The sequence below is a fragment of the Pantoea sp. Mb-10 genome (assembly GCF_021272205.1).
GTDB lineage: Bacteria > Pseudomonadota > Gammaproteobacteria > Enterobacterales > Enterobacteriaceae > Pantoea.
In genome coordinates this window covers 235,409-250,980 of sequence record NZ_JAJSDX010000006.1, presented here as the reverse complement: position 1 = coordinate 250,980, position 15,572 = coordinate 235,409, and the positions used below count along the sequence as shown (strand labels likewise).

Annotated in this window: 11 protein-coding genes; 6 read left to right on the top strand and 5 right to left on the bottom strand. The window is 52.4% G+C overall.

Features of this window, described 5'->3' with window-relative positions:
- The first annotated feature begins 10 nt into the window (after window positions 1-10).
- The 6 genes from arnT (at window position 11) to LU196_RS14440 (ending at window position 5,775) form a co-directional block, all read left to right on the top strand.
- The gene (gene arnT, locus LU196_RS14465; protein ID WP_232760429.1) at window positions 11-1,657 is read left to right on the top strand and encodes a lipid IV(A) 4-amino-4-deoxy-L-arabinosyltransferase; all 1,647 of its coding nucleotides are present in this window, start codon (window positions 11-13) and stop codon (window positions 1,655-1,657) included.
- A complete protein-coding gene (arnE, locus tag LU196_RS14460) occupies window positions 1,654-1,986 on the top strand; it encodes a 4-amino-4-deoxy-L-arabinose-phosphoundecaprenol flippase subunit ArnE (protein ID WP_232760427.1) in 333 nt (110 codons plus the stop codon). Before arnT ends, arnE begins: the two co-directional genes overlap by 4 nt.
- A complete protein-coding gene (gene arnF / locus LU196_RS14455) occupies window positions 1,983-2,345 on the top strand; it encodes a 4-amino-4-deoxy-L-arabinose-phosphoundecaprenol flippase subunit ArnF (RefSeq protein ID WP_232760425.1) in 363 nt (120 codons plus the stop codon). The genes arnE and arnF overlap by 4 nt, the downstream gene beginning before the upstream one ends.
- 175 nt (window positions 2,346-2,520) lie before the next feature.
- Window positions 2,521-3,342, top strand: coding sequence for a TIM barrel protein (locus LU196_RS14450; protein ID WP_232760424.1), 822 nt, complete (start codon window positions 2,521-2,523; stop codon window positions 3,340-3,342).
- A gap of 28 nt (window positions 3,343-3,370) precedes the next feature.
- Window positions 3,371-4,381: a Gfo/Idh/MocA family protein gene (locus LU196_RS14445; RefSeq protein WP_232760423.1), complete on the top strand. Its 1,011-nt coding sequence runs from the start codon at window positions 3,371-3,373 to the stop codon at window positions 4,379-4,381.
- 152 nt (window positions 4,382-4,533) lie between these two features.
- Window positions 4,534-5,775, top strand: coding sequence for an aromatic amino acid transporter (locus LU196_RS14440; protein WP_232760421.1), 1,242 nt, complete (start codon window positions 4,534-4,536; stop codon window positions 5,773-5,775).
- 193 nt (window positions 5,776-5,968) lie between these two features.
- Here the strand turns inward: LU196_RS14440 and LU196_RS14435 are convergent, their stop codons facing one another.
- The 5 genes from LU196_RS14435 to LU196_RS14415 form a co-directional block, all read right to left on the bottom strand.
- Entirely contained in the window at window positions 5,969-8,746 is a 2,778-nt protein-coding gene (locus tag LU196_RS14435) for an autotransporter outer membrane beta-barrel domain-containing protein (RefSeq protein ID WP_232760419.1), read from the bottom strand.
- Between the two features lie 178 nt (window positions 8,747-8,924).
- Window positions 8,925-12,374, bottom strand: coding sequence for an ATP-binding protein (locus LU196_RS14430; protein WP_232760418.1), 3,450 nt, complete (start codon window positions 12,372-12,374; stop codon window positions 8,925-8,927).
- A 71-nt stretch (window positions 12,375-12,445) separates the two neighbouring features.
- Complete coding sequence (locus LU196_RS14425; RefSeq protein ID WP_232760416.1) at window positions 12,446-13,069, bottom strand: response regulator transcription factor; 624 nt, start codon at window positions 13,067-13,069, stop codon at window positions 12,446-12,448.
- 642 nt (window positions 13,070-13,711) lie between these two features.
- The gene (locus LU196_RS14420; RefSeq protein ID WP_232760415.1) at window positions 13,712-14,281 is read right to left on the bottom strand and encodes a hypothetical protein; all 570 of its coding nucleotides are present in this window, start codon (window positions 14,279-14,281) and stop codon (window positions 13,712-13,714) included.
- A gap of 255 nt (window positions 14,282-14,536) precedes the next feature.
- Window positions 14,537-15,559, bottom strand: coding sequence for a tyrosine-type recombinase/integrase (locus tag LU196_RS14415; RefSeq protein WP_232760413.1), 1,023 nt, complete (start codon window positions 15,557-15,559; stop codon window positions 14,537-14,539).
- Window positions 15,560-15,572: the final 13 nt, after the last annotated feature.

Below are 15,572 nucleotides of genomic sequence, written 5' to 3'. Positions count from 1 at the left end.
GGAAACAGGGATGCGAACAGGTAGTAAAATCACACTGCTTTTTGCGCTTTTTGCGCTCTATTATCTGATACCCATTGAGTTTCGTAGCTTATGGCAGCCTGACGAAACCCGTTATGCTGAGATCAGTCGCGAGATGATCATCAGTGGCAACTGGATCGTCCCGCACTTCTTTGACCTGCGCTATTTTGAAAAACCCATTGCCGGCTACTGGGTAAATAACATTGGGCAGTTGCTGTTTGGTCATACCAATTTCGGTGTGCGTGCGGGATCGATATTCTGTACGACGCTCACTGCCATTTTGGTTTACTGGCTGGGGCGGCAGATGTTTGCCAGCCGCAAAGTGGCGTTAACTGCTAGCGTGATTTTTCTGACTTCACTGCTGGTGTATGGCATCGGCACCTATGCCGTGCTGGATCCCATTCTACAGCTGTGGCTGATCGCCGCCATGTGCAGCTACTGGTATGCAGCGCAAGCCGTGACGACGCGGCAGCGCTTTATCGGCTACCTGCTGTTGGGATTGGCCTGTGCGATGGGCTTTATGACCAAAGGTTTTTTGGCGCTGGCGGTGCCGGTGCTGGCGATTGTGCCGTGGGCGCTGTGGCAACGGCGTATCGGCGAATTGCTGCGCTGGGGACCCTTTACCGTGCTGGTTGCCGCCGCAGCCAGTGCGCCTTGGGCGTTGGCGATTCACCATCAGGAAGGGGATTTCTGGCACTACTTCTTCTGGGTGGAGCACATTCAGCGTTTTGCGGAAGACGATGCACAACATAAAGCCCCTTTTTGGTACTACGTTCCCGTGCTGCTTGCGGGCTGTCTACCCTGGCTGGCGTTGCTGCCCGGCGCGTTTAAGCACGCATGGCAGCAGCGCAGCCAGCACACGTCGGGCGTCTATTTGCTGAGTTGGGTAGTGTTGCCCTTTGTCTTTTTCAGCATCGCCAAAGGTAAACTGCCGACCTACATCCTGCCGTGCTTTGCGCCGCTGGCGCTGCTGATGGCGCATTATGCGCAGAAAGCGTCCGCGCGGGCTTTTCGCGTAAACGGCTGGATTAATCTACTGTTCGGTGCCGTTACGGCGCTGGTGGCGCTGGTGGTGATTGCGCCTTGGGGAATCGCTAAACATCCGGTCTACGGCAGCGACGATACCACGGCGGTAATCTGTGCCACGCTGGCGTTTGCCGGGTGGGGCCTCGTGGGCGCGCTGAGCCTTAAAACCGGTCGCTGGCAGTTCGCGGCGCTGTGCCCGCTGGCGTTGGCGCTCCTGGTGGGCTTCGCGATCCCGCATAAAGTTCGCGATAGCAAACAGCCGCAGAATTTTGTCCAGGCCATTCATCGCCAGCTTGTCGATAGCCGCTATGTGCTGGTGGATAACCCCGGTATTGCCGCCGCCGTTTCGTGGGAAGCGCGCCGCAGCGATATCACCTTTTTCGACGCCAAAGGTGAGTTGCAATACGGTCTGAGCTATCTCGATGCGCAATCACGCTATGTCGATGGGCAGGCATTTGCCGACTGGTTGCGCGAACATCGTCGTCACGGTCGTGTATCGCTGGTGATGCTGCTGGATTCACACCAGCCGACGCCGGATGCGACATTGCCGCTGCCGGATGATGTTTATCGTCAGGGCCGTTTGGTTTACTACGGTTATAACGCCGCGCCATGAATCTGCTGCTGATCCTGCTCGTGAGCTTGCTAAGCTGCGCCGCCCAGCTGTGCCAGAAACAGGCCGCGCTGGTGAGTCTGCGAAATGATAAACGTGGGCTCATCCTTTGGGTGGGGCTGAGTTTGCTGCTGCTGGGCGTGGCGATGTTGCTGTGGTTGACGGTATTGCAACAGGTGCCGGTTAGCGTGGCCTATCCTATGCTGAGCCTGAACTTTGTGCTGGTCGCGGTGGCTGCGCGCCTGATTTGGCGTGAGACCTTTACGCTGCGACAGTGGATCGGTACGGGGATCATTGTCGTGGGCGTCGCGCTGATGGGAAGCTATCTATGAAAGGGGTGTTATTGGCGCTAGCCAGCGTGCTGCTGGTCACGCTGGCGCAATTAACCCTGCGCGCAGCGATGAGTGATTTTCCGCCGCTGACGTTACTGGCAAGACACCCCTACGCCGTATTGCGGTTGGCGGTTGGCCTGGGCCTGTATGGGCTGTCGATGCTGTTTTGGATGTTGGCGCTGCGCCACATGCCGCTGAATCGACTTTATCCACTCCTCAGCCTGAGCTATGTGCTGGTATGGCTGGCGGCTATCCTGCTGCCGCAGTTTGCAGAACCCTTCCACTGGCAGAGTTTGGCGGGCGTGATCTGTATTGTCGCCGGGCTACTGTGCGTGTCATTACCCGCGCGCAAAATCTAACCTGTCTTCCCCGTCTCAAGCGCAATCGCGAGTCATCGCCATTGCGCTTTTTTTTAGCCCGTCCCTTGATGTAATTCCATCAAGCTTGTACGCGTCTGCGGCGTCTCGACCCTCTATGATTCCACGTACTCCGCCTTTGGTACGCTCAATAAAGCCGATTATTTCAGGAAAAAGCATGACGACTAAAATCAGCAATGAACGCTTCTGCATAAACCGTAAAATCGCCCCTGGCCTCAGTATTGCGCAATTTTTCTCGCTGGTGAGCGGGCTGGGTTTGCACCATGTGGAGTTGCGCAATGACATGAAAAGCGGCAGCGTGACTGATGCCTTGGGTGGTGAAGCGGTACGGCAGTTGGCCGCCCAGCATGCGCTGTCGATTGAAACCATCAATGCGGTCTACCCCTTTAATCAGCTCACCGACGCCGTGCTCGAAACGACTCGCGGCTTACTGGAAGATGCACGACAAACGGGGGCGAAAGCACTGGTGCTCTGTCCTCTGAACGACGGCACCGTCATCTCCGATGCGCAAACCGTGTCGGCATTGAAGACGCTGGGGCCGCTGTTTGCCGAATATGGCATTGCGGGACTGGTTGAGCCGTTGGGCTTTCCGCAAAGCGCTTTACGTTCCGCGGCACAGGCGCAGCGGTTGATTCGCGAGGCCGGCGTGCCGTTCAAAATCGTGTTAGATACCTTCCATCATTACCTGTATGAAGAGGCAGAGCGGGAGTTCGAGAGCGGCGTTGACGTCGCAAATGTCGGGTTGGTGCATCTTTCTGGGGTGCGAGATACGCGTCCCGCGTCGCAGCTCACTGATGAAGAGCGCGTGATGTTGAGTGCACAAGATCGCCTCGGTTCAAAAGAGCAGCTCGCCCGGCTGGAAGCGCGAGGTTATCGCGGTCTGTATGCCTTTGAGCCGTTCTCATCTTGCATGGAGGCATGGCGTGAAGATGACATTGTTCGCGAAATCCAGCACAGCATTGACTACCTCAACCAGTAATTTCCCCTTGATGGACTAAGGAAAAGTGATGACGTTAAATCTCGGCGTAATTGGTACAGGTGCCATTGGGCGTGAACATATTCGCCGCTGCAGCCAAGTGCTGCGCCACGCAAAAGTGGTGGCGCTAAACGATATCAATCGCAGTCAGTGCGAGCAGGTTAACCGCGATCTGGATTTACAGGCGACAATCTATGATAAGCCCGACGATCTTATCGCCGCGCCGGAGGTGCAGGCCGTGATGGTGACGTCGTGGGGCCCTACGCATGAAGCGTTTGTGCTGGCCGCGATTCAAGCGGGCAAAGCGGTGTTTTGCGAGAAACCGTTGGCCGTGACTGCCCAAGGCTGCCTAAACATTGTTGAGGCAGAAATGGCTGCGGGGAAGAGGCTTGTGCAGGTGGGCTTTATGCGCCCTTACGACAGTGGCTATCGCGCCCTTAAACAGGTTATTGAACAGGGCGAGATAGGCCAACCCCTGATGCTGCACTGCGCGCACCGTAATCCCGCTGTGGGTGAGGCATATACCACGGAGATGGCGATTACCGATACGCTCATTCATGAACTCGACGTGCTCCGTTGGTTACTCAACGATGAGTACGTTAGTGCGCAAGTGGTGTATCCGCGCAAGACGTCACGCGCCGCGCCGCACCTCAACGATCCGCAGATCGTGCTGCTGGAAACCACGCAGGGCGTGCGCATCGACGTGGAAATTTTCGTCAATTGTCAGTATGGCTATGATATCCAGTGTGAAGTGGTCGGTGAGAGCGGAGTCGCGCGCCTGCCGGAGCCGATGTCGGTGTCAACGCGCCGTGCGGCCATGCTGGGCAGTGGCATTCTGACCGACTGGAAACAGCGCTTCATTGCTGCCTATGACGTCGAACTGCAAGACTTCATTAACGGTGCGCGAGCGGGGCAGCTCGGCGGCCCTTCCGCCTGGGATGGCTATGCAGCGGCGGTGGCGGCCGACGCCTGTGTGGAAGCGCAAAACAGTGGGGAGATCGTAACCATCACTCTGCCGACGCGCCCTGCGTTTTACGCCTGAAGGCACAGGGTGTCGCCTATCCCATCAACCGAATACGCGTTAGCTGTCAGCCCACGCTGACAGCTCCTTAAAAATAACCTCACCGCGACATGCTGACATTCTCCCTTTCCGCTGTATCATCGCGGCCTTTATGATTTTGCAGGGATTTGGAGATGCCAGAACGTATGCATCAGCGTCAGCCATCGGTGTGGTGGGGCGCGATGATGATCTGCGGCACCGTGGTAGGGGCAGGCATGTTTACCTTGCCGGTGGTCATGGCGGGCGCATGGTTTGGTTGGTCATTGCTGCTGCTGGCCTTTAGCTGGGGTGCCATGCTGCTTTCCGGCCTGCTGTTTATGCAGGTTAGCGTGCAATATTCCCCTGGCGCAGGGTATGACACGATAACGCGTGATTTACTTGGGCGCGGCTGGGCCAGCGTGAATGGGATTAGCATTCTGTTTGTTCTGGGCATTTTGACCTATGCCTATATCTCGGCCAGCGGGCCAGTTTATCAACATTCGCTTAACCAGCTAGGTGTTCCGCTCTCTACTGGCGCCACCAAAGTCACCTTAACGCTTTGCGTTGCCGCGGTGGTGTGTTTGGGCACGCGGGAAGTCAGCCGTTTGGTGACCGGTTGTGTGCTGATCAAAATCGTGTTGTTAATCCTGCTGTTTGGCGGGTTACTGATGCAGATTGATGCGCCTTCATTATTTAGCGCACCGCCGACGGGCGATCGTTATTGGCCTTATGCGTTGGGGGTAGTGCCATTCTGCCTTGCCTCATTCGGCTATCACGGCAATATCACCGGGCTGGTCCGTTATTACCGTCGTCATCGCGGTAAGCTCACGCAGGCGCTTACGCTGGGCACGGTGTTATCACTTACGCTTTACGTGTTTTGGCTGACCTGCACTATGGGCAATGTGCCGCGCAGCGCCTTTCCGCAGGTTGTGCAGCAGGGGGGTGATATTGCCGCGTTGATGTCCGCCCTCGGGGCCAATCAGTATGGCCATGGGGCGAAGATCATGTTGTCCCTGTTTTCCCATTTTGCGGTGATTGCCTCTTTTCTTGGCGTGACTGCCGGACTGTTTGATTTCATCCGCGATCGTTTGGGATGGGGGGATTCACTGTCCGCACGGCTTAAAACGGCGGGCTTAACGTTTTTACCGCCGCTAATGGCATCGCTTTTTTGGCCGGACGGATTTGTGGCGGCCATCGGCTTTGCCGGGCTATTCGCGACACTTTGGGCGGTGATTTGCCCGGCACTCCTCGCGCGTAAAGCAGAGCGGCGCTTTACGTCAATGCCGCGCATGAAGGCGGCTATCTTGCTGGTATTCCTGTTTGGTGGAGTCAATATTCTGGCCTGGCTACTGAGCTGGCTCCATTTGCTGCCTGTGTTTGGACAGGGTAGAGAATAATAGGCATTAAGTTACAACATACAGTTAAGCATTTGTTTAAGATTCCCGTCAGCAGCCACAGCAGATCGATTAAGTTAGCCAAGAAAAATGCCCGGCTCAGTGCCGGGCATTAACGTACATCAAAGTGGTTTTCATCACATTTAACGCATCTTTATCGCGGTGTCTCACACAACACCTTAGTTGAAACACATCGTTAAAAATCGATTTTCAACCCCAGCATCCCTTGCGTATCACGATAGCCATGTGATCCCTGCTGGTATGCTACCCCGGCCCACAGATTCACGCTTTTATTCAGTCTGGCATTGATACCCGCTTTCACTTCAATCCGATTGCGGACGCCAGCTTGCGTAACGTTCGCACCGTCAAGTGACACCGCCGGCGCCTTGCTGCTCTGAAGCCAGTTCACTTCAACCCAAGGCAGCAGAGCAGTGTTGACATTGTCACTCGCCGACAGTGACGCGCGCAGACCCAGTGACGTTTGCAGACCGCGCGCGGAGCGATCTTTTACCTCGGTGCCGTTACGCTCTTTATGTGTCCCGGCAGAGACACCGTGCCAGCTCACACTGGCTTTAGGCTGCAGCCACAGTGCGAAGTCCTGGTTGAAGGTCGCCACTTTCGCACGATAACCAAACTCGGTTGCTCCAGTAAAACCACGCGAGCGGTAGTGCTCCTGAGCCAAGCCTTCGCCAGATACGCTGTTTTTAAACGTGTTATACATCAGCCAGCTGTCAACATAGGCGCCATTCTGATCCGCATCACGTTGTTGCCAGTTGGCATACACACCAAAGCCGTATCCGTTTACGTTCGATCGGGCTTGATACCCCGTCACAGACGATCGCGAGACGTTTTGTGCCTGCGCCATTCCGGCCATTGCACCCACCCGCAGTCGATCTGACCCGGTGAAGCTGTTTTCCAGCAGGTCTGCACCGAGGATAAACGCCGAATAATGGCCTTTTGTTGCAATCTGATTGCTGGAGTCCTTGAATTGGTTACGTCCAGCGACGCTGCGCAGCCACAATCTTTCATCACCGCGAGAGAGGCGATCGTTCAGCGCTGCACCAAACAGGGTGTTTGCCGCGGCCGCGTTAGCAAGGTAGCCTGCTGCTTCCGGTCGCACGGTCATTGCCTTCACGCCTCCCTCAGCCGAGCCGGCAGCAGGCGCAACAGGCACCGACGACACAGGAGAGGGGGAGTGTTCTTCCATTCCTGTATCGCCAACGGGTGCGCTGGTCTTGGCTTCATCCTCTGATGCAACAGGCGCAGTATCACTGTTAACCGGTTCTGCTGGCTGCACAGGTTCGGACGGCGTTTCGCTATTGTCCGGCGTATCATTCTGATGGTCGCCCGGTAAATCCTGCCTGAACTGTGGCTGGCTGGTCAGCATCCAGCGGTGACGGTCGCTGCTGTGCTGAAGCGCGTAGTCGTAGGCACCAGCGACAATGCGGCCTGCTTGTCTGAATTCACCGCCAGCTTGACCGTCCACCTGAATGAGCGTGATGCCCTCGAGGGTTTGCGCGCCGCTACCGCCAATATTGTTCACGGCCACCTCGGTTACGCCGCTGCTGTTGCCCATGATATGCACTTTATCCGTAGGCGAGTTGTCGCCGCCTAATGCACCATTGAGTAACATTTTGGCATTCTCTGCCACATAATCACCCACAATCGTCAGCATCTTAAATCCGGCAGTATTATTGTCGAATCGCAGTTCGCTGTTGCTGATGTTCACTGCATCTACCGATGAATCGCCCGTGATTTCCCAGCGGCTATTGCGATTTAACGTGAGCGATTGCAGACCCTGAATACTTCCGTGCAATACGGAATCATTATCAAGGTTAATTTGGTGATTTTGACGCTGGGCTCGCGTCAGAAACACATTCCCCTCTAATACAGAGCGATCGTTCGCATTGAGCGTAAAGGATTGCGGGATAAAATCGGGGTTACCATCGGTATAGGAGTTGACCAATAACGTTTTACTGGCAATTTCACTGTGATTGAGATTGACGGAAAAGTCAGATTTATTGCCGACTGTAATTGCCGTGCCCGTCGCCAGAGAGAGCCGCGTATCATCAAAATTAACAATTCCGAAAGCTTTTTCTGCAGCAATGCCCACGGCGTTATCGCCTGAAATGTCGATTTCCCCACGATTAAAATATAAATTTGTATTCGGCGCGGTGTAGTCAAAATTAATAAATCTGTTGTTCGCATAACCGGCATCATTACTCAGTGTTGCTTTAAAATTCTCAGCAAGAACAGTTCCAGAATGGCGGATATCGAATAGCGTACCACCTTCTGTTCCCGTTATCTCTCCACCCTTTAACTCGATCACACCACTATTTGCGGTAGCCAACGCTGTGTTATTACTCTGCAAAGTGATATTTGTGTTTTGCAGGTTGAGATAACCCGCATCAGAAAAAGCAGCGGTACCCTCCGCACCGCTTACGTTAATTTGACTATTGGTCAGCGAGCCTGAGGCGTTTTTACCGCTGTAAACAGCATCATAGCCGTTGGTGACGATCTTGACCTCGTCGCCTGTAAAGGTGCCACCGATGGAATCAATACCACGCATTTCAGGGAAAATTTCAACGTGATAAAGATTGGCATGAGCCCCGTCGCGAAGGACTGCCGCGGAACCCGCGTTGGTGAGGGTACTTATCTTACTGTCACTGATATCCAGCAGGGACCCTTGACCCGTGGCATAGAAGCCATCACCCGCAGCACCCGATGCCGTTAGCGTTGAATCGATAACCTGCGCGTATCCACCGTTCTCGATATATAACGCGTGGCTATTATCAACGGTGGTTGTGATGTCTTGCTGATAGATAATTAATGTATTTCCCGCGCCAGAGACTGAAGCCCCATGAAGAGGAGTTACTGCCCCCCAGGCGAAATGTCCTGTGGTTAATACTATCCCAGCGGTAATTAAAGCATCTTTATAAAATCGAATAGAGTAGGCGAGCCGATTATTTTTCATGATGTTCAATACAATCCAGCTATGTTTGTCTAAACACCCGCTGCGAAGCAGAGCGATACCCCACTGCGGAAGGGGGAAAGGTTTTTAATCTTTTCCGCAGTGAGGAAATTTTGACAAACATATTATTTGTTGAACATCAGCGGCAGAGTAGGCGGGTGTAATCCATTTCCTACAATAATTATTTACAACAAGCCTGCGTAAAATCGTGCAGTAAATTTTCGGCTTTATCAACATGACGACCCAGGGTTTCCCACTCTTCGTCCATTTCCACTAACTCCTCTATAAAACGGAATTGCTCGCTCAGCGTGGTGATCCCCAGACCACTCAATGTCCCCACTAAACGGTGTAGCAGTCGCTTAAATTGCTCGACGTCATGTGCCCGCCAGCACTGCTTTAACGCAGCAATATCGTCGTTGCTTTGCACTATTACGCCCGTCAGCATTTGACACTGCGCTGAAATGCTTCCAGGTAAAATGCGGTTGAGCTTTTCCACATCAACCCACTCCTCGGGAACGGCATTGACGTTGATAGTCGGCGCAGGACGCAGTTTGCTCAGGACTTGCGCCAGTTGAGTCAATTCCAGCGGTCGGAAAAGGCACGCGTCCATTCCGGCCTTGAGACAGCGCTCGCGCTCAGAATCCTGCGCATTGGCCGTCAGACCGAGGATCGTCACCGGCTGCGTTTGTTCCTGACGAATCCGGCGCGTCATTTCAGGTCCGTCCATCAGCGGCATACTGCAATCGGTAATGATGACATCGGGCTGATGGCGACGCCATGCCAGTAAGCCCGCTTCGCCGTCTTCCGCTTCAATAACCCGGTGATTTAACAACCCCAGCTGACGCGAAAGCAGCAGACGATTTGAAGGATGGTCGTCAACAATCAATACCCGTAAGGCGCCGTGTTGTGCAGGCATGTCCTCGGGCTCCGCCTCTGAACGAATAAGGTTTGACGTCCGGGTTTCAACCGGTAGCGTGATACGCACGGTTGTGCCTTGATCGAGCGTGCTTTCTAATGAAATCTCCCCTTGCATCAGGGTGATGATGTCGCGGCTGATGGGCAATCCCAGCCCCGTTCCGATTCGTTCACGTTTCTCCGCCTGCTCAAAAGGTTGAAAAACGCGCTCAGTGGCCTCGGGCGTCATACCTCTGCCGCTATCCGCAACCGTAATCGTTAGGGTTTTAAGGGCACCAGGCACATTACTTAACTGGCATTGGATGCAAATTTCGCCTTTTTCTGTGAATTTAATGGCATTGCTGACCAAATTCATCATCACCTGTTTTAAACGCACGGCATCAACGAATATCTCTCGATCCTTGCCGCTGAGATGATGATAGAGATGCAGGCCTTTCTGTCGCGCCAGGTTGGTAAAGACACGCACCACCGGCGTCGTGATTGCATCAAGCGTCACCCACTCTGGCTGCAGCTCCATATGACCCGCTTCAATTTTGGCCATATCCAGTATGTCGCCGATCAGCGCCATCAGGTTACGCGATGCCTCTCTTGCCGTGGCGAGCAACTCAGTATCCGTTTTGCCATCTTTACGTGCGCTTTGTAATTCCAGCAAACCGATGATGGCGCTCAACGGCGTGCGGATTTCATGGCTCATGGTGGCAAGGAATTGGCTTTTACTTTGATTCGCTGTCTCTGCGATTTCTCTGGCCTTCGAAAGCTCGTCGAGCAACGAGAGATATTCAGTTACGTCAGCCCAACCCGCAATAATGCCATCTTCAACGCCTTGGCTATTGATGTACGGCATCATCCAGTGCTGGATATGTCGGACACCTTGCCCGTTATCAAGTGAAAACCGCAGATCTTTACCGCCATCTTCCTGTGCCTCTGTTGCCAGGCAAGCCAACCATATTTCTGCAAGAGGATGACGGCGATCAAATAGAGATAGGCTCAGGCGCTCACGCAACGTCGCGCTGAAAAATTCTCGGAACGCTTTATTACTGTGCAGAATGGTTCCGTTGTTATCCGCCAGATACACTGGCCGAGGAGGACTATCGATCACAAAATCACGAAAGCGTAGCTGCTCTTTTAACTGTTTGCGGGTGCGGCGGTTATACCAAATTTGACGCCATAAAATCAGCGCGCAGGTGAGCGTGGCGGCCAGCACGAGCAGCGTGACGGTTAACCCCTGCTTGTATTCACGCTGATAGAATGTCCACGTATTAAACCGTGCCACCGGTGCCCCTTGCCAGCGGCCTAAAATGCTTAAGGTAATATCTGAAGGTAAGGTCGCCAGGACCTTATTCATGATGCTGAGCAGCTCAGGCTGATTACGCCTCACGCCAAAAGCGATGGGTGCGTTGTTATTTGTGGCCAATACATCTCTTATTTGCAGACTATTTTCGAATAAACGTTGAATAATGTATTTGCTGCTGATCAGCGTATTCACCGCCGCGTCAACCATTCCGTCATCAACCCATTTCAGCGCTAAGGCAGGAGAGCTCGCCTCCACTAACTGTGCATGGGGATATTTTTCCAGCAGCCAGGGGTTAATACCATGGCGTGGATCGACTGCAATGCGCGGACGCTCCGGCAGTTCGTCTTCATTGATACGGGTCACTAATACTTCTGGCGACCAGGTAAAAGGATTCGTCAACAGATAATTTTCTTCGCGCTGAACGCTGACCACAAAGGGGCCCGTAAGCATAATTTCGTCCGCACCGCTTTCGCGGGTTAAGGGATAAAATTCCATGCCGGTTTTAATGCCAATTAGCGCTAAGAGATCGGGAGCAATACCCTGGAATTTGTCTTTTCCTTCATTAATAAAAAAAGGGGAGTCAAGGGAGGAAACGCCTACGCCAACCCGTTTATTGCGCTTTAGCCAAAGCTTTTCAGCTGGCGTCAGCATAATGTCCGCCGCCAGGAAACGCGCCATATTGTCACGCTCCCATTGCGATGCGTTTTCACCATTCACCGAATGTGTATGAAAACCGCTGAGCGCTGCCTCAATACCATGTATTAGCGCCTGTTGCGTATTGGAGATAATAAAACGGTAGGCTTGCTTGGGCATATCATCCGCGCGAGCAATAATACGCAGAGTATTCGCGTAATTTTGCTCAATCAAATAATCCGCTTCGCTGGCAGGCAGAATGGCGCGATTACTGGTGCCGAGCGCAACCGAGGCCAGCATTAATTGGGGTGAGTTGAACCAGCGGATTTTGCTATCTGCGCCATTTGGCGGCGTCTCATCACGCAGCAGCGCCGTGACGGGAGGAACAGCGCTGTCGCGATGAAAATTGAACAAGTTACCTTCACGCCTAACCACCACAAAATGCGCGGGAAAAATATCGATGCTAACGCTGTTATCCAGAGCAACTTGACCACTGGCGGGAGGCTGAAAAAGGATATCAATGCGTTTATTTTTCAACGCAACTGCCGCAGCGTCGAAGGTGTCAAAATAGACAACGGAGGCGCGCAGGCCCAGATTGAATGACAACGTCTGCAGCAGGTTGGGCAAATAGCCTGAAAGCTCGTCTGAGGGATTGAGCCGAATAATGGGGGGGCGAATAGGGCCATAAATCCCCACCACAATTTCTCGTTTCATGCCCAACCAGCTCCAGTCCTGCGCACTGAGGCTGGGAATATCGAACGATATCGGTTGGCTGGGAATGAGTCGCACGGGGCGTTCGCCTGCGTAAACAAGCACGGCTGGCAACAGAAATAGTAAAAGCCAAAAAGTGCGCATGAGGGTTAACTAATATGGTTTATACGCGCAAAATCGAGCAGCTCTTTTTGATTTCGCAGGCTGAGTTTTTCCATTATGCGCGCCTTGTAAGTACTCACGGTTTTATTGCTTATCTCCAGTTGAGCCGCAATCTCAATAATTTCAGCTCCCTCAGATAACATTTCAAGCACTTGGTATTCCCGCGTCGAGAGTTGACGAATTTTACCACCATCGTTGTGCTCACCCTTTTTATTTGGGGGGTCGTATTGTTGCAGCGGAAAGTAAGTATAACCCCCTAATACCGCTTTCACCGCCATTATTAAGTTTTCCAGCTGGTTTTTTTTGCTTATAAATCCATTAGCACCGTAGCGAATGCTTTCTGACGCATAATGTTCGGCGTTTTTTCCGCTCATTACGATGACCGGGATCATTATTTTTTTATCGCGTATAGACTTTAATACTTCAATTCCGTCTTTATCAGGCAGATCGATATCCAGAACCAGCCCTTCAGGCGCATGCTGCTCAATCAAATGCAGTACGCGACGAGAATCACCCGTTTCCGCCACCACTTGATGTCCTTCATTTTCCAACAGCGTTTTAATCGCCATTACCGCCAAGGGGTGATCATCAACGACCATAAATTTAGCCATGATTTTGCGCCTCCAAACAGAGCATAGCCCAACCGAGAGCGTGAAGACTCGCCACGAAACGTACGACAGCGGGGGAGCCGCATTACCTTAAAAAAATGACGTTCACGCTGTGGATGCTATTTGACTCTTTTACCAAAATAGGCACTCCATAAACACGATGGAGTTCATAAAAAAAATAAGCAAATAAAATATTCCGACAATCATAAGCGGCGTACGGTATAACGGGTAATGCCCGATAGTACGCCAGGTGTTTTTTTTATCCACGTCAATGTTTCCCTTAAATCGCTGATGTAATAAGACTGCATTGAGGTCGGCGGTAGTGTGGTTCACGTCAAGCACATTCCAAGGATCGCATTGTTAATCACTTGCTACCATCAGCACACCGGTCCCTAAAGGTAGGAACAGGCCTACAAGACGCCTCATTTAACATAACGTTCAAGCGTTAAATTGATGAGAAAAGAGAATGAACGCAGAGGCGGTGAAAAGAGACGCCAATGCACATGATGGGCATGTTAACGACGGGTTGTCCCAGCCCCCTCAAAACATAGAGGGGTTTAGGGATTCGTGAAGGTGGAGGTTTTCATTCACGCACGTTTAGGGGGAGTAATGTCTGCGAGATACCAAGTTTTGCTGGCCATTCGGTTAGTCGGCGTCAATCGAATTGTTATATTTGGCACGCGTGACTTGCCAGGGCAGGGCAGGTTGGGCACGAATTTTTTTTACGGTGTTACGGGCAAAGAAATAGGTCTGAAGCTCTTCAAAAATTCGATCACGACCTTTTACGTGGAAAGTGATAATGAATAAAATCAAGGGCTTTTCAGCACCATTCCATATTGCTTTTGCTCTGTCCAAGACCTCCGTAAGGTGTTCCTTGCGACTATAGGAAATGAATGTTGAAAAGAAAGGCGCGCCACTCTCAATTCTCAGCTTTTCCAGCTCATTGACGCGGGGCTTGTGTGCGGAAATCCACTCCCACTCAATATTTGTTAACAGTGACTTATTCTCATCCGGATAGCGAATAACAGCATCTGTACGATTACCCTGCTCGAAAAATGCGCGGGCGCCCAGCAACTTCGCACACTGCCTCACCACAAGACCGATATGAATAGTCCAGTTAGCGCGATTTATAGGTCCATCATTCTCGCTTACCGGAAAGTCCTGATACCAAAAGCAGTTAAATAAACAAATGAAGTCCCGTTCAATCCTTTTCATCGCTTTTCCATTGTATTCAAGCCAGTTGCTTAAGAATTATCGGACGTCAACGGATTAGCTTTAGGCAATTGAATGGGTTAGTGCACGCTGCATAAATGTTTGCATCCACATACAACGTTTTGTTTTGATTGTCAGAACAAAGCGTATCGAAAATCCGCAGTTTTCAGGTGTACTGCGGCATCCTGTTATAGTGTCGCTTGTAGACCTGATTTACGCGAACACCAGATGGCAATAGGTTAAATGGCTTATTAAGACTTACTCCTCTTCGTCTTCTAAGATGTTAACCATTGCGCCGCGGTGCGCTTCTACCTTACGGATATAGCGCATCACCGTCTGCGTTTGTGTCCACGTGCCTTCCTGCATAATCTGCGCAATGGATATCCCTTTTCTGGCCATATCCTGGGCAGCACCTACGCGAGCGCTGTGTCCACTCCAGCTGGCATAGCGTCCCTTGTTGGTTTTCAGGCGGAACCTTTCGCCCACTTCACGCCGCGCGCGGCGCCAAATATCTTCGAGGCAGGGGGCGCTCATCGGCTCGGTAGCGATTGCGGTGAGGGTATTTGATCGGTGGACCGGACAGAAAATCACCGCATCCGGCGCGTTGGTAAGATCTGCCGCGCGTATCCATTCTCGCAATCGTTCAGATGCGCGCCTACTCAATGCTTTAACGATACCGCCTGATTGCAGAATGGTTTTTGTCCAACCAACGTCGAGTAAAAGACGTCCATCCGGGGCCTGCGTAATATCACCTATTTTGAGGCGGGATAACTCACTCATGCGCAGTAATGTGCCATAGGCAACATGGACAAAGGCCAAATCTCTCAGCTGCTGCAGTCGGCATGAGTGTTTCCAAAGCGTATCGAGCTGCATCAGGTCTTCACGGCAGAAGGGAACAGCTTGTCCAATACGTTCGCCAGCCACAATGGCCGTGCGGTTAATTTTCTTCCGCGCACGTACTACGTCAGGCGAGACCGTAGGCGGAATCAATCCGGCATTACGGTGTAACATCGCGATAAGCGTTGCATGCACAGAAATGGTTGACGTGGCCCGTCCCATTGCCTGCAGATGAAACAGATAATCTTGCAGATCCTCCGGCGCCATAGGTAAAAAGCAACGCTGATTTTCTTGACACCAACGCCAGCTCATTCGCATGACACTGAGTAGCTGACGCCAGGTATTCGGTGAAAAGGCCTCGCGATGGCGAACAAATGCGGCGAGTTTCTCGGTGAGCGTCTCTTCAGCGGAGATCAAACCCGTAAAATCAGTAATCTCAGTCATGGTATTCAATATT

What these genes read in the sequence shown, in the direction of transcription:
- LU196_RS14435 (WP_232760419.1), bottom strand. Translation starts at nt 8,746, where the DNA reads ATGAAAAATAATCGGCTCGCCTACTCTATTCGATTTTATAAAGATGCT.
- arnE (WP_232760427.1), top strand. Translation starts at nt 1,654, where the DNA reads ATGAATCTGCTGCTGATCCTGCTCGTGAGCTTGCTAAGCTGCGCCGCC.
- arnF (WP_232760425.1), top strand. Translation starts at nt 1,983, where the DNA reads ATGAAAGGGGTGTTATTGGCGCTAGCCAGCGTGCTGCTGGTCACGCTG.
- LU196_RS14425 (WP_232760416.1), bottom strand. Translation starts at nt 13,069, where the DNA reads ATGGCTAAATTTATGGTCGTTGATGATCACCCCTTGGCGGTAATGGCG.
- LU196_RS14445 (WP_232760423.1), top strand. Translation starts at nt 3,371, where the DNA reads ATGACGTTAAATCTCGGCGTAATTGGTACAGGTGCCATTGGGCGTGAA.
- LU196_RS14440 (WP_232760421.1), top strand. Translation starts at nt 4,534, where the DNA reads ATGCCAGAACGTATGCATCAGCGTCAGCCATCGGTGTGGTGGGGCGCG.
- LU196_RS14450 (WP_232760424.1), top strand. Translation starts at nt 2,521, where the DNA reads ATGACGACTAAAATCAGCAATGAACGCTTCTGCATAAACCGTAAAATC.
- LU196_RS14415 (WP_232760413.1), bottom strand. Translation starts at nt 15,559, where the DNA reads ATGACTGAGATTACTGATTTTACGGGTTTGATCTCCGCTGAAGAGACG.
- arnT (WP_232760429.1), top strand. Translation starts at nt 11, where the DNA reads ATGCGAACAGGTAGTAAAATCACACTGCTTTTTGCGCTTTTTGCGCTC.
- LU196_RS14420 (WP_232760415.1), bottom strand. Translation starts at nt 14,281, where the DNA reads ATGAAAAGGATTGAACGGGACTTCATTTGTTTATTTAACTGCTTTTGG.